Origin of the sequence: Curtobacterium sp. SORGH_AS_0776 (assembly GCF_031453355.1) — a bacterium.
GTDB lineage: Bacteria > Actinomycetota > Actinomycetes > Actinomycetales > Microbacteriaceae > Curtobacterium.
On record NZ_JAVIYU010000001.1, the window covers coordinates 2,871,555 to 2,891,097 of the forward strand.

The window sequence follows — 19,543 nt, forward strand, 5'->3', positions numbered from 1 at the left end:
GAGGTGCTGCTGACACTCGTGACCGATCGGGATCGGTCACGCAGGAGGGGTGCTTCCTACGCGCGGCCAGCGGTGCTGCTGGTGACCGGATCGGAGTCGGTGACGGCCGCCGGAGCGTCGTCGTCGGACTCTGACCAGGTGTCGTCCGAGTCTACCCCGGACTTCGAGCGGGGCTCGCGACCGGGCAGGTACGGGCTCGGCTCCTTGCCGAGGTGCCGCTTGGACTGGACGAGGAAGATGATGATGCCGAGCAGTATCGCCGCGAAGGACATCCACACGTTCGTCCGGATGCCGAAGAACGTCTCGCTCGTGTCGACGCGGATGGACTCGAGGACAGCGCGACCGATGCCGTACCAGATCAGGTAGAGCGCCAGGACCTTGCCCCACTGCAGGCGGAACTTCTTGTCGAGCAGCAGGATCACGACGACGCCGACGACGTTCCAGATGATCTCGTAGAGGAACGTCGGGTGGAAGAGCGTGCCCTCGGGCAGGCCCTTCGGGAACGCCGCGTTCGACGACTCGATCTGCAGGCCCCACGGCAGGCTGGTCGGCATGCCGAAGAGCTCGTGGTTGAAGTAGTTGCCGAGGCGACCGAACGCCTGGGCGAGCAGCACGCCCGGCACGACGGCGTCGATGAACGCGGTGAACCGCAGGCCGACCTGGCGGCAGCCGATGTAGGCGCCGACCGAGCCGAGGATGAGCGCGCCGAAGATGGCGAGGCCGCCCTCCCAGATGTAGAGGAAGGACAGCGGGTCGCGCCCGGGACCGAAGTAGTCGCTGACGTGGGTGAACACGTGGAACAGGCGACCGCCGATGATCCCGGCGGGGACGGCCCAGATCGCGATGTCGATGATGATCCAGCGCTCGACGCCGCGCGCGTTGAGCCGCCGGTTCGCGAGGATGACGGCGGCGACGATCCCGAGCAGGATGCAGATCGCGTAGGCGTGGATGCGGAAGTCGAGCGGCAGCGACCAACCGAACGCGTCGCGCAGCCAGGCGGTCAGGTCGAAGTACTGCCACGCGGTGCTCGGGCTCGGGATGCTCAGGAGGGGCATGGAGGTGCTGTCGCCTTTCGGTGCTGGCTGGGCGCGGTGCCGACGTGCCGTCGGCCCCGCTCACTGTAGCGCGGGAGGTGCGTGCGTCAGGAACCGGGGACCCGGTCCTGTGGAAACTGTGACCGACGCCAGGCGCGGTGCGGGCGGGACGCGTCGCTCACCCGCACCGCGGTGCAGGTGGGCCGACGGGGTCGCCGGCACCGCGCCTCCTGGACGTCAGCGGCGCTGCGCGCCCGAGGTGAGGTCGGCTGCCCGGTCGGCCACGCCCTGCACGCCGAGGTCCGCGAGGGCCCGGACGAAGGCGGAGCCGATGATGGCGCCGTCGGCGTACTCGAGGACCTCGCCGACCTGCTCCGCCGTCGAGATGCCGAGACCGACGCACGTGCGCTCGACCCCGGCGTCACGGAGTCGCGACACGACGGTACGGGCTGCGACGTCGACGCCCTCGCGCGCGCCCGTGACGCCCATCGTGGAGACGGCGTAGACGAACCCGCGACTGGACCGGACCGCCTGCTGCATGCGCGAGTCCGACGAGGACGGGGCCGCGAGGAACACCCGGTCCAGGCCGGTGCGCTCCGACTCGTGGATCCACTCGGCGCCCTCGTCGGGGATGAGGTCCGGCGTGATGAGCCCGGCGGCACCCGCGGCGACGAGGTCGTCGGCGAACCGCTCGACGCCGTACCGGAGCACCGGGTTCCAGTAGGTCATCACGAGCACGGGCACGTTCGCCCGCTCGGTGATCTGGTGCACGGCGTCGAAGACCTGCGCGACGCGGAAGCCGTTCGCCAGGCTCTCCTCTGCCGCCCGCTGGATGACCGGGCCGTCCATCACCGGGTCGGAGTACGGCAGGCCGAGCTCGATGACGTCGACGCCGTTCTCGGCCAGGGCCACGGCGGCGTCGACGCTCGTCTGCACGTCGGGGTAGCCGGCGGGCAGGTACCCGACGACGGCCCCCGCGCGCTCGGCGTTGGCGGTGTCGATCGTCGTCGCGACCGTCTGGTTCGTGGTCACAGCTGCACCGCGTTCTCGTCGAGGATGCCGAAGTAGCGACTGGCGGACGCGACGTCCTTGTCGCCCCGGCCGGACAGGTTCACGAGGATGACGCCCTCTGGACCGAGCTCCTTGCCGAGCTTGATCGCCCCGGCGAGGGCGTGCGACGACTCGATCGCCGGCAGGATGCCCTCGGTGCGGCTCAGCAGGCGGAAGGCCTCCATCGCCTCGTCGTCGGTGATCGGCTCGTACTTCGCACGCCCGATCGAGGCGAGGTAGGCGTGCTCCGGTCCGACGCTCGGGTAGTCGAGCCCGGCGGAGATGCTGTGGCTCTCGATCGTCTGGCCGTCCTCGTCCTGCATGAGGTAGGACTTCGTGCCCTGGAGGACGCCCTCGCGACCGAGCGTGATGCTCGCGGCGTGCCGACCGGTCTCGACGCCGTCGCCACCGGCCTCGAAGCCGTGCAGCGCGACGGACTCGTCGTCGAGGAAGGCCTCGAAGATGCCCATGGCGTTCGAGCCGCCGCCGACGCACGCGGCGACCGCGTCCGGCAGGCGCCCGACCCGGTCGAGGACCTGCTGGCGGGCCTCTTCGCCGATGACCTTGTGGAACTCGCGCACCATCTCGGGGAACGGGTGCGGGCCGGCGACGGTGCCGAGCAGGTAGTGCGTGGAGTCGACGTTGGCGACCCAGTCGCGCAGGGCGTCGTTGATGGCGTCCTTCAGCGTGCGGGAGCCGGTCTCGACCGGGATCACCTCGGCACCGAGCAGGCGCATCCGGGCGACGTTCAACGCCTGGCGCTCGGTGTCGACGGCGCCCATGTAGACGACGCAGTCCATGCCGAAGAGCGCCGCCGCGGTGGCCGTCGCCACGCCGTGCTGGCCAGCGCCGGTCTCGGCGATGAGGCGCGTCTTGCCGAGGCGCTTCGCCACGAGGGCCTGACCGAGCACGTTGTTGATCTTGTGCGAGCCGGTGTGGTTGAGGTCCTCGCGCTTGAGGATGATCCGGGCCCCGCCGGCGTGCTTGGCGAACCGGGGCACCTCGGTGATGATCGAGGGTCGCCCGGTGTAGTCGCGCTGGAGCGTGTCGAGCTCGTCGCGGAAGGCCGGGTCCGCCCAGGCCTCGCGGAACGCCGCTTCGAGTTCGTCGAGCGCGAGGACGAGCGACTCGGGGACGAACCGCCCGCCGAAGTCGCCGAAGTACGGTCCGTGCAGGTCGCGGAGTGAGGTCACGATGGGTCTCCCGGGACACGCCCGGCGAACCGGGCTGGGATGGATGCTGTCGTCGGTCAGTCGCGGTCGGCGGCTGCGATGAACGACGCGAGTGTGGCATAGGGGTCGTCGCCCGTCACGAGCGCCTCCCCCACCAGGACGACGTCGGCGCCGGCGGCACGGTAGTGCGCGACGTCGGCCGGTCCTGCGACCGCGGACTCGGCGACGCGCACGACCCCGTCGGGGATGCGGTCGGCGAGCGATCCGAACAGGTCGCGGTCGAGCGAGAAGTCGGTCAGGTCGCGGGCGTTCACCCCGAGGATCCGGGCGCCGGCGTCGAGGCCGCGTGAGACCTCGTCCGCCGAGTGCGCCTCGACCAGGACGCGCATGCCGAGTTCTTCCGCCAGGGCGTGGAGCTCGACCAGCTGCTGCTGCTCGAGCGCCGCCACGATGAGCAGGACGACGTCGGCACCGGACGCCCGGGCCTCGATCACCTGGTAGGGGTCGGCGATGAAGTCCTTGCGGAGGACGGGGACGCTCACCCGGGCCTTGACCGCTTCGAGGTCGGCGAGGCTGCCGAGGAACTTGCGCCCCTCGGTCAGGACGCTGATCGTCGAGGCACCGCCGCGCTCGTAGTCGGCGGCGAGGGACGCGGGGTCCTCGATCGGGGCCATGGACCCGCGGGACGGGCTGGCACGCTTGACCTCGGCGAGGATCTTCACCCGGTCGCCGGGGGCCAGGAACGTGAGGGCGTCGAGCGGGGACGCGACGCGGTCCAGGTCGCGTTCGACGTCCGCGTAGGGACGGTCGACGCGACGGGCCGCGGCGTCCTCGAGCGCGCCCGCGACGAGGGTCTCGAGCACGTTCGGCATGCCGGACCTACTCGGAGTGGTGCTTGGGGACGAACTTCGGGCCGTCGACGCCGTAGCCCGCCTTCTTCATGACGCCACCGACGATGAGGCCGATGAGCACCACGCCGGCGGAGGCCCAGACGCCCCACGGCTGGTCGAACCAGAAGAACAGCGTGCCGGCCGCGAATCCGATCAGCATGATCACGACGGCGGTCCAGGCTGCCGGCGAGTGGCCTTCGCCGAGTTCTGCGGGCTCAGTGTTGCTCACGGTGCTCCTCGTTCTGCTTCGACGCCGTCGTTCGACCGGCGTCCGTTCGATCCTACCGTGTCGTCCGGGGCCGCTCCGGCAGCGTCCGCGCTCGCGTCGTCGGGGCCCGCGGCTGCGCTGTCGGCGCCTGCGACCGCGTCCGAGGTCGGGTCGACACCGGCGCTCAGGTCGTCCCAGTCCACGACGGCGTCACGCTCGACCGGCGGCACCGCACGGGCATCCGCCGCCGCACCCGCGGTGGCCGCGCCGTACTTCCGGCTCGGCCCCGGCCAGGACCGCTGCACGACGAGCACGACGACCCCGAGGGCCACCGCGAGCACGCCGCCGACGATGCCGACGACCGGCCACGCCGACACGTCCACGCTCGACACGGCCCGGCGGACGGCGGACAGGTCCGCGACGCCCGCGACCTCGCCCACGGCGCCCTTCGCTGCGGCGACCGGGTCGGCCAGGGCGGTGATGCCGGACACCACCACGCCGACGCCGAGCAGGATCTCGACGGCGGCGAGCACGATCCGGACGACCCGACCGGCGATGGTCATCGCCAGGAAGAGCGCGAGGCTCGCGATCGCCAGGGCGGTGTACTGCGGGACCGCGGCCGCACCGTCGGCGTCCACCTTCGCGGCGACGGCAGCGCCCGCGTGGAGGTGGACCGTGAACCAGGTCTGCGTCCACGAGAGCATGATGATGCCCGCGACGGCGAGGCCGGCGACGACGACGAGCGGCCGGGAGCGGCGGGCCGTCACGAGTGCACCCCGCGCATCCGGTTCGCGGTCGCGATGGCACGCAGCGGTGCCGCGGCCTTGTTCACGGCCTCGATGTGCTCGGTCTCGGGGTCGGAGTCGGCCACGAGCCCGGCCCCGGCCTGCACACGTGCCACACCGTCCTTGATGAGGGCGCTGCGGATCGCGATCGCGAGGTCGGCGTCGCCGGCGAAGTCGAAGTAGCCGACCACGCCCGCGTAGGCACCACGCTTCGCGGGTTCGAGCTCGTCGATGATCTCGAGCGCCCGCGGCTTCGGCGCCCCGGAGAGGGTGCCGGCCGGGAAGGTCGCCCGGAACACGTCGATCGCCGAGGCACCGGGCCGCACGGCGCCCTCGACGCTCGACACCAGGTGCATGATGTGGCTGAACCGCTCGACCGTCATGAACTCGGTCACGGCGACCGTGCCCGGCTCGCAGACCTTCTGCAGGTCGTTGCGCGCCAGGTCGACGAGCATGAGGTGCTCGGCGCGCTCCTTCGGGTCCTCGAGCAGGTCCTCGCCGAGACGGACGTCCGCCTCGGGCGTGGCGCCGCGCGGGCGCGACCCGGCGATCGGGTGGGTGATCGCCCGGCCGTCCTGCACCTTGACCAGGGCCTCGGGCGAGGCACCGACGATCCAGAAGCGCTCGTCGGCGGTGTCCGCCAGGGACAGGAAGTACATGTACGGGCTCGGGTTGAGCGTCCGCAGCACGCGGTAGACGTCGAGGGGATCCGCGGTGACCTCGTGGTCGAACCGCTGCGAAATGACGACCTGGAAGACGTCCCCGTCGCGGATGAAGCCCTTCGACCGCTCGACGGCCGCCATGTAGTCCGCGGGGGTGGACCGGTGGGTCGGGGTCGGCTCGGCGATGTCGAACGCCTCGGCGACGGTGGCGGCGGAGGGCTGCACGAGGTCGGCCTGCATCCGGTCGAGTCGCGCCTGGGCGTCCGCCCACAGCGTCTCGGCGTCGTCGACACCGTCGTTCAGCACGCTGGCGACGAGCAGGACGAGCCCGGTGCGGTGGTCGAGCGCGGCGAGCTCGGACACGAACGCGAGGGCCTGCCCCGGGACGTCGAAGTCGGCCGGCGGCACGTTCGGCAGGTGCTCGAGCTGACGGACGGCCTCCCAGCCGATGAACCCGACGGTGCCACCGACGAGCGGCGGGGTGCCGGGGATCCGCGGGGTCGCCCAGCGCTCGTGCAGCCGCGCCAGGACCTCGAGCGGCTCGCCGTCGAGCGAGTCGACGGCGCGGGACGCCGGGATGCCGGTGTCGATCCACGCGGCACGGTCGCCGTCCTGGGTGAGCACGCCGAAGCTGCGCACCCCGACGAAGGACCAGCGCGACCAGAGGCCGCCCTGCCCGGCGGACTCGAGCAGGAAGGTACCGGGCCGACCGTCGGCGAGCTTCCGGTAGACACCGACCGGCGTCTCGCTGTCGGCGTAGAGCGCGCGCACGACGGGGACGACGCGGTGGGCGTCGAGCAGGGCGTCGAACTCCGGACGGGAGGTCGTGTGCGGCGTGTCGGAGAGCGTCGCGGTGCTCATCGGGTCTCCTCCACGGCCCCGCCGGCGAGAGCGGACGGCGCACCAGCGAGAGCGGACGGCGCATCGGCGTGAGCGGACGCGGCGCCGTCGGGCGCGGACGCCGTCACGGGCTCGAGGGGGTCGACGTCGAAGCAGCGGTGCGCGCCGGTGTGGCACGCGGCGCCGACCTGCTCGACGGTCACGAGGAGCGTGTCCGCGTCGCAGTCGAACGCCGCCCCGCGCACGTACTGCGCGTGCCCCGAGGTGTCGCCCTTGCGCCAGTACTCGTTCCGGGACCGCGACCAGAAGGTCACCCGTCCCTCGGTCAGGGTGCGGCGGAGCGCTTCTCGGTCCATGTAGCCGAGCATGAGGACGTCCTTCGACGACTCCTCTTGCACGATGGCGGGGAGCAGCCCGTCCGCACCGAACCGCGCGCGGTCGAGGACCGCGTCCGTGCTGGTGCTGGTGCTGTCGGTCATGAGACTCCTAGCCTACGGCGGCGGATCAGCGGACGGCGTGCCCGGTCGCGCGCAGCGCGGCCTTCACGTCACCGATGGTCATCTCGCCGCGATGGAAGACGCTGGCGGCGAGGACGGCATCCGCGCCCGCCTCGATCGCGGGGGCGAAGTGCTCGAGCCGACCCGCGCCTCCCGAAGCGATGACCGGGACCGACGCGACCGCGCGCACCGCTGCCACGAGCTCGACGTCGAACCCGTTCTTCGTGCCGTCCGCGTCGATCGAGTTGACGAGGAGCTCCCCCGCGCCGCGCTCGACGGCCTCGCGCGCCCAGGAGAGCGCGTCGAGGTCGGACTCGGTCCGACCGCCGTGGGTCGTCACGACGAAGCCCGACGGCATCCGGTCGGACCGCTTGATGTCGAGGGAGAGCACGACGGCCTGCGCGCCGAACCGGTCCGCGATCTCGCCGACGAGGTCCGGCCGCGCGATCGCGGCGCTGTTCACGCCGATCTTGTCCGCACCGCACTGCTGCAGCCGCGACACGTCGTCGACGCTCCGGACGCCGCCACCGACGGTGAGCGGGATGAACACCTGCTCGGCCGTGCGCGTCACCGTGTCGTACATCGTCGCGCGGTTCTCGACCGTGGCACCCACGTCGAGGAAGGTCAGCTCGTCCGCGCCCTGCTCGTAGTAGCGAGCGGCGAGCTCGACCGGGTCACCGGCGTCCTGCAGGTCCAGGAAGTTGACTCCCTTGACCACCCGGCCGCCCTTGACGTCCAGGCAGGGGATGACCCGGACGGCGACCCCGCCCGCGCGCGCCGGAGGCACGGCACCGGAGCCGGTCACAGTCGTGCGGCGTGGATCGGGCTGACGAGGATGGCGCGCGCGCCGAGGTCGTACAGCGCGTCCATGATGAGGTTCGCGTCGTCGCGCGGGATCATCACGCGGACGGCCGACCAGTCGCGACCGTGCAGCGGCGAGACCGTCGGCGACTCGATGCCCGACGCGACGGCGGTCGCCTGCTCGAGGAGCCCGGTGGGGATGTCGTAGTCGAGCATCACGTAGCCGCGCGCGACGAGCACGCCCTGCAGTCGGCGCCGCAGGACGTCGATGCCGGGGATGGTCTCGTCGGTGGAGATGAGGAGCGCGGTCGACTCGAGGATGACCGGCCCGAAGATCTCGAGCCCGGCGGCCCGGAGCGTGCTGCCCGTCGAGACCACGTCGGCCACGGCGTCGGCGACACCGAGGCGCACGGCGCTCTCGACCGCGCCGTCGAGCTTCACGAGCGTCGCGGTGACGCCGTGCTTCGCGAGGAACTCCCCCACGAGCCCGGGGTAGCTCGTCGCCACCCGCACACCGTCGAGGTCCTGCAGCGTGCTGAACCGGCCGGGCGTCCCGGCGAACCGGAACGTCGAGTCGGCGAACCCGAGCGCGTCGACCTCGTGCGCGGCGGAGCCGGAGTCGAGCAGCAGGTCGCGGCCGGTGATGCCGACGTCGAGCGCGCCGGAGCCGACGTACGTGGCGATGTCGCGCGGGCGGAGGAAGAAGAACTCGACGCCGTTGCGCTCGTCGAGCAGGTGGAGGGCCTTCGGGTCGCGGCGGCCGGCGTACCCGGCCTCGCGCAGCATGTCGGACGCGGTCTCGGACAGGGAGCCCTTGTTGGGCACGGCGATGCGGAGCATCAGGGGGTCTGCTTTCTGGTGGAGGGTCGGCGGCTGATCAGCGGATCAGAGATGTCGCCAGACGTCCGCCGGGGTGAGCCCCTTCGCCACCATGAGCACCTGCAGGTGGTACACGAGCTGCGAGATCTCCTCCGAGGTGCGCTCGTCGCCCTCGTACTCGGCCGCCATCCAGACCTCGGCCGCTTCTTCCACGATCTTCTTGCCGATCTGGTGCACGCCGGCGTCCAGTTCGGCGACGGTGCCGGAGCCCTCGGGGCGCGTGCGCGCCTTCTCGGTGAGCTCCTGGAACAGGTCGTCGAACGTCTTCACGCGCACCAGGCTACCGTCCCCCGCCGACACGGCCGACGTACCGTCCGGACGGGAGGCGCGGCTCGTGTCCGTCACACCCGTCACCTCGGGCGCCGGTCCGGTCACGAGCGTGCTGCCGCGGCCGCCTCGCGCAGGTCCGCGATGCGCGCGGCCGGCTCGCCGCCGTAGACCGCGGAGCCCGCCACGAGGGTGTCGGCACCGCTGCGGACCGCCTCGGGCACCGTGTCGACCGCGATCCCGCCGTCGACCTCGAGCCAGACGTCCAGCCCCGAGGCGTCGACCGCCGCACGGGCGTCGGCGAGCTTCGGCATCACCGAGCGCATGAACGCCTGGCCGCCGAACCCGGGCTCGACCGTCATGAGCAGGATCATGTCGTAGGCGTCGAGGTGGTGGAGCACCTGGGTGATCGGGGTGCTCGGCTTCACCGCGACGGCCGCCCGGGCGCCGTTCGAGCGGATCGCCGCGGCGGTCGCCACCGGGTCGTCGGCGGCCTCGAAGTGGAAGGTCACGCTCGACGCACCGGTCTCGGCGTACTTCGGCGCCTCGGTGTCGGCGTTCGTGATCATGAGGTGGACGTCGAGCGGCACCGGGGAGACCTCCTGCAGGCGCTGCACGATCGGCAGGCCCAGCGTGAGGTTCGGCACGAAGTGGTTGTCCATCACGTCGACGTGCACCAGGTCGGCGGTCTCGATGCGCTGGAGCTCGCGTTCGAGGTTCGCGAAGTCGGCGGACAGGATGCTCGGCGAGATGCGGATCGTCACCCGTCGAGCCTACCGGGGTGCGTCCGTCAGCCCGCTCCGCACCGGCCTCAGCTCGCGCCGACCGCGCGGGAGCCGAGGTCCGAGCGGAGCATCGTCTCCAGCGCGGCGTCCACCAGCCGCTCCCCCTCGGCGCGGTCGATCCGACGCGAGACCACGAGCGCGGCGATCCCCTGCATGGTGGCGGCGAACAGGAGCTTGAAGAGGTGCCGGGAGTCGCCGTCGCCGCCGTCCGCCATCGCGCTCCCCATCGCGCCGTCGAGCACCTCGAACAGCGACGAGGCGGCGGCCTGCACCGACTCGGCCCGGGTGGTCGTCTTCGCCTGGAACATCAGGTCCATCAGCGCGGCGTCGTCGATCGCGAAGTCGACGTACGCGAGGGCGACCCGGCGGAAGCGGTCGTCCAGGTCACCGGCCCCGGCCAGCGCTCGGCGCACCGCGGCGGCCAGCCGGTCGAAGCCGAGCTCGGCCACGGCGTCGAGGAGCGCCTGGCGATCGACGAAGTGGCTCCGTGGCGCTCCGTGGCTCACACCGGCACGGCGCGCGAGGTCACGCAGGGACAGCCCGTCGACACCGTCCTCACGCAGGACCGTCACGGCCTCGTCGAGCAGGACGGCGCGGAGGTTCCCGTGGTGGAAGGGACGATCCGGCATGGCTCCACCCTACCCCGCGACTAGGCATTGCCTATTTTCTAGGCATTGCCTAGATTGGGACCATGACATCCCAACAGCACCTGCTCGTCTTCGGCGCGACGGGCCAGACCGGCCAGCACTTCACGCAGTTCGCCCTCGACGCCGGACACCGGGTGCGCGCGGTCGCCCGCACGCCGGCCAAGCTCACGATCCAGCACGACGAGCTCGAGGTCGTACCGGGATCCGTCCCCGACGACCTCGACCTCGACGCACTGCTGGACGGCGTGACCGCGGTCGTCGTGATGCTGGGGGACGTCGACGCGCAGCGTGACCGCTTGGTCAACACGCCCTTCGTCCGGGCGCTCGTGCCGGCCATGCGTCGGAGCGGTGCCACCCGCCTGCTCTACCAGGCGGGCGGGTTGAGCGCGCCTCCCGGCCGGCGGCTCGCACCGGTGCTGCGGCTCGTGCGGGCGACGCTCGCCCGCGCGTACCGCGGGCAGCACGCCGACAACGAGGCGGTGATGCGCTACCTCGACGCCGAGGCGCGGGACATCGCCTGGACGGTGCACCGGGCCGGCATCGGCTCGGACGGGCCCGCGAAGGGCGAGCTCCGCCGCTCGGCGCGGTGGATCAGCATCGCGACCTTCCGCGACTGCGCCGCGTACAACCTGCGGGCGCTGTTCGACGAGGACGCCGTGCACACCTGCGACGGGAGCGCGTACCGCCGGTCACGCTGAGCCGGCGGCCTGCTGCTGGACTCTGGGGCTAGCCGAGCCGCCGGAACAGCGCGATGAACATCGCGTCCGTCCCGATGCGGTGCGGCCAGAGCTGCACCGTCGTCCCGTCGGCAACCCGAGGATCCCGAGCGGCCACCGACCGCACGACGGACGCGGTGTCGAGCTGCTCGAGCTCGCCACCGTGCCGCGCCATCAGGGCGTCGACCTGGCCGCGGGTCTCCGCCAGGTGCGGCGAGCACGTCACGTACGCGAGGGTCCCGCCCGGTGCGAGCACCCGCACGGCGGCGTCGAGCAGTTCGGCCTGCAGCGCGGCGAGCTCGGGGACGTCCTCGGGCTGCTTGCGCCACCGGGCCTCCGGACGACGCCGGAGCGCTCCGAGTCCGGTGCACGGCGCGTCGAGCAGGATCCGGTCGAACCGCACCCCGGCGCCGTCGCGACCGAAGCGCCGACCGTCGCCCTCGGCCACGGTCACGCCGTCACCGGCGCCCGCGAGGGCCTTCCGCACGAGTCCGGCACGCGCCGGCACGAGTTCGTTCGCCACGAGGGTCGCCCCGCCCTGTGCGGCCTCGGCCGCGAGGAGCGCCGCCTTGCCGCCGGGCCCGGCGCAGAGGTCGAGCCACCGCTCCCCCGGCCGGATCGCCGACGACCGGCTGAGCGCCAGTGCCGCGAGCTGGGAGCCCTCGTCCTGCACGCGGAGCCGTCCGGCGGTGACGCCCGGCACGCGGGCGGGGTCGCCGGAGATCCCGCGGATGCCGACGGGCGAGACCGGCAGGTCCGCCTCGGGGTCCGTGAGCAGTTCGGGAGGCGCGACCTGCGTCTCGTCGTCGGCGTCCGTCTCGTGTTCGGTCGCGGTCGCCGCGTGGGCCCGGGCAGCGGCGACGTCCTCGTCGGTGGCCAGCCCGGGAAGCGCGGCGAGCTGCACCCGGGGTGCGGCGTTGTCGGCCGCCAGGAGCGCGGCGAGCTCGTCCCGCGAGCGTTCGGCCGCGAGGGCGTCCCGCAGCGCGGACACCACCCACGTGGGGTGCGACCACCGGGTGGCGAGCAGTGCATCCCCACCGCGACCCTCGGTGATGAGCGCGTCCCACTCGTCGTCGGTGCGTGCGGCCACCTTGCGCAGCACGGCGTTCACGAAGCCTGTGGCGCGGCGGGCACCGACCTCGCGGGCGAGCTCGACCGTGGCGTCCACGGCGGCGTGCGTCGGGGTGCGCATCCCGAGCAGCTGGTGGGCGCCGAGCCGGAGGACGTCGAGCACGTCGGACTCGACGTTGTCGATGCGACGGCCGGAGGCGAGGGCGATGATCGCGTCGTACCGGCCGAGCATCCGGATCGACCCGTAGGTCAGCTCGGTGGCGAACCCGGCGTCGCGCGCGGAGAGCCCGGCGCGGCGGATCCGGGTCGGGAGCAGGAGGTTGGCGTAGGCGTCGTCGACCTGCACCGCCCGCAGCACGTCGAAGGCGACACGGCGGGCGCTCGTCTGCCGCGGTCCGTGGTGCCGGCGCTGCCCGGTGCTCGCGGCGCTCACGCCAGGACCTTCCCGTCGAGGGAGCCGAGGCCCCGGGCCCAGGCGGCGGCGTCCATCGCCTTCTTGCCGGCGGGTTGCACCTCGGTGAGCACGAGCGGGTCGTCGGCGGTCCCGACGAGCAGCCGACCGCCCTGGACGCTGAGCGCACCGGGGGCGAGCGACGGGGCGGGGTCTGCCGCGCCTCCTGGCGGTCGGTTGCTGCGGAGCAGCTTGACGCGGGTCTCGCCGAGGAGGGCGTACGCGCCGGGCTCGGGCGTGACGCCGCGCAGGCGTGCGTGCACGACGGTGGCCGGCGCAGCGAAGTCGATGCGACCGTCGTCGATGGTCAGCTTCGGGGCGAGGGTGGGCTCGCCGGTCTGCTCCACGGCGACCGCGGTGCCCGCGGCGATGTCGTCGACGACGCGGGCGACGGTCTCGGCGCCGGTCTCGGCCATCGCAGCGAGGACCTCGCCGGAGGTGGCCTCGGGATCGATGTCGAACGGGTCGCTCGCGTAGACCGGACCGGCGTCGAGCGCCTCGACGAGCTGGAACACCGTCGCGGCGGTGCGGGTGTCGCCGGCCATCACCGCGCGCTGGACGGGGGCGGCGCCGCGGTACTGCGGCAGGTCCGAGAAGTGCAGGTTCACCCAGCCGAGCCGCGGGGCGTCGAGCGCCGGGCGTCGGAGCAGGGCGCCGTACGCGACGATGACGCCGAGGTCGACCCCGAGGTCGGCGATGCGGGCGGTGACCTCGTCGTCGACGCGGGACGCCTCGATCACCGGGAGGCCGAGCTCCTGTGCGACCTGGGCGACGGGGGTCGGGGTGAGGACGCGCTTCCGGCCCTGCGGGGTCGCCGGACGGGTGAGCACCGCGGCGATCTCGTGCTCGGACGCCGCGAGGCGGCGGAGGGTGGGGACGGCCGCAGCGGGGCTGCCGGCGACGACGAGACGCATGGGTTCGATCCTCCCATGTTCCCCGCGTGCTCCGCGTCCGACGGCGGCTCCGATCGCGTCAGGACCACTGGTCGCGGAGCACCGGCGCGGCCGTGGCGGCACCCGACGTCCGGCGGGCACGGACCAGCAGTACGAGCGACTCCGGCGAGTCGATCTCGTGCAGGCGGCACGGACCGACCCGGCGGCTCCAGTCGGCGGCGAACGCCTCGGCATCGGCACGGCGACGTCCCACGGCCGTCGGCACGGCGAAGTACCGGTCGCCCGGGGTGACCGCACGGGCCACGGCCAGGGCCACGACGAGCAACGGCGCCCGGCGCACGGTCGCGCGCTCGGTGCGGCTGACCTGCAACAGGAAGCGCGGGGTCCGCACCGGGCCGAAGAACTCGGCGAGCGCGCCGGTGACGACGCGGCGGTCCTCGGGGCGTGCGCCGAGCACCTCCATCGTGAAGCTCTGCGGCACGTTCCCCGCCATCTGCGCGGTGACGCGGACGTCCCCCTCGCCGAACGCCGGGACCCGACCGGCCCGGTGCAGCGCGTCGACGACGACCCGGACGGCTCGTCGGTACGCGCCGACGGTGCTGAACCGCTGGCGGAGGGCGAGGCCGAGCTGTCGGGCGACGGGCCAGACGAGCAGGACGGCGAGACCGATGACGACGAGGAGCCCGAGCACGCCGGGCACCGAGCCGAGCCGCCAGAGGGCGACGATGCCCCGGGCGGACTCGGCGAGCAGCCAGAGGACCGCGCCGAGGACGACGGCGAGCACGAACTCCGCGGTCGGTCCGGTGCGGAACGGCTGCGTCCGTGGTTCCTCGACGACGGTCGCCGTGCTCTCGCGGTCGGCGTAGGGCTCGCCCACGCGCCAGGCGGCCCAGCTGTCGGCCCGGGTGGGGAGTTCGGCGGCGATGGTCTCGTCGAGGGCCCGGACGGTCTGCCGCTGGTCCTTCGCAACGAGTCCGGCGAGCCGGCGGGCCTGTCCGTCGGTGAGCGCGATCGACGTGCCGCGGACCACCTGCGCGGAGTCGGAGCGGAGGAGTCCCCAGATCTGTTCGTGCTTCCGGCGCATCCGGGAGACGTCCGGGGCGGCGTCGAGCGGGACGTCGGCCGGGACGACGGCGGTGACGGTCCAGTTGTGGGCGACCTTGCGGGGCCACGCCGGGTCGAGGCGGAGCGTGCGACCGCGGAGCTGCTGGGTCGCCGACGAGGTCGCGACGGCGGTGAGGTCGATGAGGGTGTTCGCGGCGGGGCAGTCCCAACCCTCGCCGAGGAGGCCACGGGTACCGACGACGAGTCGGGTGGTGCCGTCCGTGAGCAGTGCGGAGACGGCGGCCAGCACGGCGGCCGATCCGGCACCGGGGGTCCCGACGCTGAGCACGTGCGGGTCGTCGGGCACCGGCTCCGTGGTGCAGGTCGTGTCGAGGCGCTGCTCGAGTGCGGGGAGCAGGACGTCGGCGTCCCGGGTGGCGATCCGGAGGTGGCGTGCGGTGACGAGCACGGGGCGCAGCGGCACGGGGTGGTCCTCCGTCGCGACCGTGGCGAAGGTCCGGAGTGCGCCCGCGGCGGGGACGGCGCTCCCCCGGGTGTTGCCGTGGGTGGCGTGGTCGGTCACCACGACGGCCCGGACCCGGTCGGCGGCGTCCTGGGAGAGTTCGAGGTGGAGCAGGTCGACGACGGCGCGGTCTTTCGCGGCGGACGATGCGAGCACGGTGTCGATCGGGTCCCGGCTCCGTCGGACGCCGCGGTCGGTCAGGGTGAAGCCGAAGTCCACGATCGAGCGCTTGATGCGCTGCCACTGCTCCGCGCGGTCGGGGTCGGGCAGCAGTCGGTCGAGGGCGTAGCGGGCGAGGACCCGGATCCGCCCCTCGGCGTCGGGGGCGCGTCGGACGTCGTCGGGCAGGAGCGCGAGCAGCGGGTGGTCGGGGCGGAACTCGGCGAGGGTGCGTGCGGCGGCCTCGGCGACGGGGAAGTCGGCGGCGAAGGCTGCGGCGAGTCGTTCCTCGGCGGTGGCGGGCCGCGTGCCGGGGTCCGGTCCGGGGACCGCGCCGGTGCTGGTCTCCGGTTGCAGCGTCGTCTCGAGCCAGTCGATCCCGTCGGGTTCGGCGAGCGCGCCGCGGATCAGCGCGGCGAGTCGGCGTTCGTGGTCGCGCAGGAAGGCGAGCTCGTCCGGGGTCGGCTCGACGAACCAGACGTGGTCGCGGTAGGGCGCGAGGTTGCCCTCCTTCACGACGGCGGGTGTCGGCACTTCGTGGTCGACGTCGCCGAGCAGTGCGGTGTAGGTGTCGTGGGCGTCGCGGTCGTCGGTGGACGGCAGGGTCGCGGTCAGGCCGATGACGACCGGTTCGCGGCCGGACGCGCGGATGCGGCCGAGCAGGTAGGCGACCACCAGCGCCCAGTGGTCGAGGAGGTGGTGGCACTCGTCGAGGACGACGGTCTCGACGCCGTGTGCCACGAGCCGGTCGACGAGGGCGCGGGCGTTCGGGTGCAGGGCCTCGGCGAGGCGCTCGGGGTCCTCGCGCGCGAGCCGCTTCCGGATCGCGCGGGAACGGCGACGGACGCCCTTCCGGAACGCTGCCGGGTTGCTGGTGCGGAGGTCGTCGATCCACCGTGCCGCGGCCGCGTCGTCCCGTCCCCCGTCGACGAGTTCGCGACGCCAGTCCGCGGTGGCGAGGTCGGTGAGCGGACTGCCGGTGTCGAGCACGGAGAGCATCTGGTAGGTCAGCGCAGTGAGGTCGCCGGGCCGGTCCGGGTCCTCGGACACCGTCGCGTCGCCGTCCAGGGCCGACGCCGATCGGGCCCACTGCGCGCGGATCGTCGCGGTCGGCGCGAGCACGAGGGCGCGCGCACCGTGGCGTCCGGCGAGGAGCAGCCCGAGCAGGGTCTTGCCGGCCCCCGGGGGCGCGACGACGTGGACGGGGTCGCCGGGTTCGACCGGCACCCGGTCGAGGACGTCGCGTTGGTACGTGCGCAGCGTGCCCTGGTAGCGCCAGCTGGCGAGCGGGAGCGTGCGGGCCCCCGTGCGGTCGTTCGTGCGTTCCCCCGTCGTCACCGTCCGAGTCTGCCACGGGTACCGTCACCAGCAGCCGAACGAGGAGGCCCACCATGTCCGACGTCACCACGTCCACCAACCGCTACGCGGGCTCGAGCATCCAGGCGATCGCACTCGTCGTCGGGATCGTCTTCCTGCTCGTCGGGATCGCCGGGTTCGTCCCCGGGTTGACGACGGGCGACCTCGGCGGGGCGGGGCACGGCTCGATGGCGATGCTGCTCGGACTGTTCCAGGTGTCGGTGCTCCACAACGTCGTGCACCTGCTGTTCGGGGTCGTCGGACTGCTCGCGGCGCGGTACGCGACCGGGTCTCGCATGTACCTCGTGATCGGTGGGGTCGTCTACTTCGTGCTGTGGGTGTACGGGCTGTTCACCGCCGGACACGACTTCGGGGCGAACTTCGTGCCGCTGAACTGGGCGGACAACTGGCTGCACCTGGTGCTGGCGATCGGGATGGTGGCGCTCGGCGTGGTCTTCCCGCGGGAGCGCCACACCGCCGTCACCGCGGGCTGACCGCGTCGCCGACCGGACCCGCGGCCGCTCACGCCTCGGCCGCTCGCGCCGCGGCCGCTCGCGCCTCGGTGAAGGCCGTCACGCACCGCCGGACCTGCTCCCCGGTGTGCGCCGCCGAGAGCTGGACCCGGATCCGCGCCCGGCCCTTCGGGACCACCGGGTAGCTGAACGCCGTCACGTAGATCCCGCGCGCCTGCATCTCGTCGGCGATCCGTGCGGTCAGGGCCGCGTCGTGGAACATGACCGGGACGATCGGGTGCTCCCCCGGCAGCAGCTCGAACCCGGCGTCGGTCATGAGCGACCGGAAGCGTGCCGCGTTCGCCCGCAGCCGCTCGCGCGCGTCGTCCGACCGTTCGATGAGGTCGAGCGCTGCGACCGTCCCCGCGGCGATCACCGGCGCGAGCGAGTTCGAGAACAGGTACGGACGGGACCGCTGCCGCAGCAGGTCGACGATCTCCTGCCGGCTGGCGACGTACCCGCCGCTCGCACCCCCGAGTGCCTTGCCGAACGTGCCCGTGTACACGTCGACCCGGTCCGCGACGCCGCACAGCTCGGGCGTCCCGCGGCCGTGCTCGCCGACGAACCCGACGGCGTGCGAGTCGTCGACGATGACGAGGGCGTCGTACCGGTCCGCGAGGTCGCAGATCTCGGCGAGCGGGGCGATCGAGCCGTCCATCGAGAAGACGCCGTCGGTGACGATCGCGCGGAACCGGGCGTCCCCGGCGGCGACGAGCTGCGCTTCGAGGTCCTGCACGTCGCGATTGCGGTACCGGTACCGCTGCGCCTTCGAGAGCCGCACGCCGTCGATGATCGAGGCGTGGTTCAGCTCGTCCGAGATGATCGCGTCCTCCGGCCCGAGGAGCACCTCGAACAGGCCGCCGTTCGCGTCGAAGCACGACGAGTACAGGATCGTGGCCTCGGTGCCGAGGAACGCCGACACGCGACGCTCGAGGTCGAGGTGGAGGTCCTGCGTGCCGCAGATGAACCGGACGCTCGCCATGCCGTAGCCCCACCGGTCGAGGGCGTCCTTCGCCGCGTCGACGAGGTCGGTGGAGTCGGCCAGCCCGAGGTAGTTGTTCGCGCAGAAGTTCAGCAGCGGAGCACCGTCCGCCTCGATCGCCGCACGCTGCGGACCGGCGATGCCGCGCTCCCGCTTCGTGAGCCCGGCGGCCTCGATGTCCGCCAGCTCGGCCGTCAGGTGGTCCTTGATCGCGCCGTACATCAGATCTCCGTCCAGTCGATGACGACCTTGCCGCCGTCCGCGCTCGCCGCTGCGGCGAACGCTGCCTCCCAGTCACGCGCCGCGAAGCGCCCCGAGACGATCGAGGCGATGCGGTCGCGCAGCACCTCGCTCGTCTGCAGCATCGAGCTCATGGTCTGCCACGTCTCGAACATCTCGCGGCCGTAGATGCCCTTGACCGTGAGCATGTGCGTCACGACCTTGCCCCAGTCGACCGCGATCTCGCCGGTCGGCAGTCCGAGCATGGCGATCCGCCCGCCGTGGTTCATGTTGTCGACCATCGCCGGGAGGGCGGTCGGGGCGCCGGACATCTCGAAGCCGACGTCGAACCCCTCGCGCATGCCGAGCTGCTCCTGCGCCGCCCGGATCGGGTCACCGGCGGCACCGACGTCGACGCCGAGGTCGGCGCCCATCGCCTCGGCCATCCGCAGTCGGTTCGCGCTGACGTCCGTGCCGACCACGAACCGGGCACCGGCGTGCCGGGCGACCGCGATCGCCATGAGGCCGATCGGCCCGCACCCGGTGACGAGCACGTCCTCGCCGACGACGGGGGACGCGAGCGCCGTGTGGACCGCGTTGCCGAGCGGGTCGAACAGGGCGCCGACCTCGGGGTCGACGTCGGCGTGGTGCACCCACACGTTCGCGCCGGGCAGCGTCAGGTACTCCGCGAAGGCGCCGTCCCGCTGCACGCCGAGGCCCGTCGTGCGGATGCACATCTGGCGTCGGCCGGCCCGGCAGTTCCGGCACGTGCCGCACACGATGTGGCCCTCGCCGGAGACCCGGTCCCCCACCGCGACGTCGCGCACGGCGGAGCCGACCTCGACCACCTCGCCGAAGAACTCGTGTCCGGGGACCAGCGGGGCCGTGACCGCCGAGGCCGCCCAGTCGTCCCACCGCCGGATGTGCAGGTCGGTCCCGCAGATCCCGGTGCGGAGGACCCGGATGAGGACCTCGTCCTCCGTCGGGACCGGTACCGGCCGCTCGGTCATGATCAGTCCCGGAGCAGCGTCCGGCTTGTACAGCGCCCTCATCGGCGTCATCCGCGTCACCTCGTCGTGCGTGATGTGTGTCGTCGGCGG

The 19,543-nt window shown here is 73.0% G+C and carries 20 protein-coding genes; 2 read left to right on the top strand and 18 right to left on the bottom strand.

What is annotated here, in order from left to right; genetic code table 11:
- Positions 1–56: 56 nt before the first annotated feature.
- From lgt to QE359_RS14160, 13 genes are all read right to left on the bottom strand, one after another.
- The gene (lgt, locus tag QE359_RS14100) at positions 57–1,055 is read right to left on the bottom strand and encodes a prolipoprotein diacylglyceryl transferase (RefSeq protein ID WP_309779651.1); all 999 of its coding nucleotides are present in this window, start codon (positions 1,053–1,055) and stop codon (positions 57–59) included.
- Between the two features lie 216 nt (positions 1,056–1,271).
- Positions 1,272–2,066 carry a tryptophan synthase subunit alpha gene (gene trpA, locus QE359_RS14105; protein WP_309779652.1) on the bottom strand — a complete coding sequence of 265 codons (795 nt, stop codon included), beginning with the start codon at positions 2,064–2,066 and terminating at the stop codon, positions 1,272–1,274.
- Entirely contained in the window at positions 2,063–3,277 is a 1,215-nt protein-coding gene (gene trpB, locus QE359_RS14110) for a tryptophan synthase subunit beta (RefSeq protein WP_070416234.1), read from the bottom strand. The genes trpA and trpB overlap by 4 nt, the downstream gene beginning before the upstream one ends.
- 56 nt (positions 3,278–3,333) lie before the next feature.
- On the bottom strand, positions 3,334–4,119 hold the full coding sequence (gene trpC / locus QE359_RS14115) for an indole-3-glycerol phosphate synthase TrpC (protein WP_309780438.1): 786 nt from the start codon (positions 4,117–4,119) through the stop codon (positions 3,334–3,336).
- 16 nt (positions 4,120–4,135) lie between these two features.
- Positions 4,136–4,375: an HGxxPAAW family protein gene (locus QE359_RS14120; RefSeq protein ID WP_070416235.1), complete on the bottom strand. Its 240-nt coding sequence runs from the start codon at positions 4,373–4,375 to the stop codon at positions 4,136–4,138.
- Positions 4,372–5,121 carry a Trp biosynthesis-associated membrane protein gene (locus QE359_RS14125; protein WP_309779653.1) on the bottom strand — a complete coding sequence of 250 codons (750 nt, stop codon included), beginning with the start codon at positions 5,119–5,121 and terminating at the stop codon, positions 4,372–4,374. Before QE359_RS14125 ends, QE359_RS14120 begins: the two co-directional genes overlap by 4 nt.
- Entirely contained in the window at positions 5,118–6,662 is a 1,545-nt protein-coding gene (locus tag QE359_RS14130) for an anthranilate synthase component I (RefSeq protein WP_309779654.1), read from the bottom strand. The genes QE359_RS14125 and QE359_RS14130 overlap by 4 nt, the downstream gene beginning before the upstream one ends.
- Positions 6,659–7,120, bottom strand: coding sequence for a phosphoribosyl-AMP cyclohydrolase (hisI, locus tag QE359_RS14135; RefSeq protein ID WP_309779655.1), 462 nt, complete (start codon positions 7,118–7,120; stop codon positions 6,659–6,661). Before hisI ends, QE359_RS14130 begins: the two co-directional genes overlap by 4 nt.
- Positions 7,121–7,145: 25 nt before the next feature.
- On the bottom strand, positions 7,146–7,925 hold the full coding sequence (gene hisF / locus QE359_RS14140) for an imidazole glycerol phosphate synthase subunit HisF (protein WP_309779657.1): 780 nt from the start codon (positions 7,923–7,925) through the stop codon (positions 7,146–7,148).
- Between the two features lie 14 nt (positions 7,926–7,939).
- On the bottom strand, positions 7,940–8,779 hold the full coding sequence (gene hisG / locus QE359_RS14145; protein WP_022906699.1) for an ATP phosphoribosyltransferase: 840 nt from the start codon (positions 8,777–8,779) through the stop codon (positions 7,940–7,942).
- A 45-nt stretch (positions 8,780–8,824) separates the two neighbouring features.
- Positions 8,825–9,088, bottom strand: a complete 264-nt coding sequence (locus QE359_RS14150) for a phosphoribosyl-ATP diphosphatase (protein WP_031259753.1) — start codon at positions 9,086–9,088, stop codon at positions 8,825–8,827.
- A 101-nt stretch (positions 9,089–9,189) separates the two neighbouring features.
- A complete protein-coding gene (gene rpe / locus QE359_RS14155; protein ID WP_309779658.1) occupies positions 9,190–9,849 on the bottom strand; it encodes a ribulose-phosphate 3-epimerase in 660 nt (219 codons plus the stop codon).
- A 47-nt stretch (positions 9,850–9,896) separates the two neighbouring features.
- A complete protein-coding gene (locus QE359_RS14160; protein WP_309779659.1) occupies positions 9,897–10,499 on the bottom strand; it encodes a TetR/AcrR family transcriptional regulator in 603 nt (200 codons plus the stop codon).
- 62 nt (positions 10,500–10,561) lie between these two features.
- Here QE359_RS14160 and QE359_RS14165 point away from each other — a divergent pair, with 62 nt between their 5' ends.
- Entirely contained in the window at positions 10,562–11,215 is a 654-nt protein-coding gene (locus QE359_RS14165; RefSeq protein WP_309779661.1) for an NAD(P)H-binding protein, read from the top strand.
- 28 nt (positions 11,216–11,243) lie between these two features.
- Here the strand turns inward: QE359_RS14165 and QE359_RS14170 are convergent, their stop codons facing one another.
- From QE359_RS14170 to QE359_RS14180, 3 genes are read right to left on the bottom strand one after another with little or no spacing between them, the layout of a single operon-like run.
- Positions 11,244–12,737, bottom strand: a complete 1,494-nt coding sequence (locus QE359_RS14170; RefSeq protein ID WP_309779662.1) for a transcription antitermination factor NusB — start codon at positions 12,735–12,737, stop codon at positions 11,244–11,246.
- Positions 12,734–13,669 carry a methionyl-tRNA formyltransferase gene (locus QE359_RS14175; protein ID WP_309779663.1) on the bottom strand — a complete coding sequence of 312 codons (936 nt, stop codon included), beginning with the start codon at positions 13,667–13,669 and terminating at the stop codon, positions 12,734–12,736. Before QE359_RS14175 ends, QE359_RS14170 begins: the two co-directional genes overlap by 4 nt.
- 58 nt (positions 13,670–13,727) lie before the next feature.
- Positions 13,728–16,712, bottom strand: coding sequence for a hypothetical protein (locus QE359_RS14180; protein ID WP_309779664.1), 2,985 nt, complete (start codon positions 16,710–16,712; stop codon positions 13,728–13,730).
- 53 nt (positions 16,713–16,765) lie between these two features.
- Between QE359_RS14180 and QE359_RS14185 the strand changes: the two genes are divergently transcribed.
- Positions 16,766–17,224, top strand: coding sequence for a DUF4383 domain-containing protein (locus QE359_RS14185; protein ID WP_309779665.1), 459 nt, complete (start codon positions 16,766–16,768; stop codon positions 17,222–17,224).
- 28 nt (positions 17,225–17,252) lie between these two features.
- On the opposite strand, the gene QE359_RS14190 is transcribed toward QE359_RS14185, so the two are convergent.
- Both QE359_RS14190 and tdh read right to left on the bottom strand, forming a co-directional pair.
- Positions 17,253–18,446: a glycine C-acetyltransferase gene (locus tag QE359_RS14190; RefSeq protein ID WP_309779666.1), complete on the bottom strand. Its 1,194-nt coding sequence runs from the start codon at positions 18,444–18,446 to the stop codon at positions 17,253–17,255.
- Positions 18,446–19,495 carry an L-threonine 3-dehydrogenase gene (gene tdh, locus QE359_RS14195; protein WP_309780439.1) on the bottom strand — a complete coding sequence of 350 codons (1,050 nt, stop codon included), beginning with the start codon at positions 19,493–19,495 and terminating at the stop codon, positions 18,446–18,448. Before tdh ends, QE359_RS14190 begins: the two co-directional genes overlap by 1 nt.
- Positions 19,496–19,543: the final 48 nt, after the last annotated feature.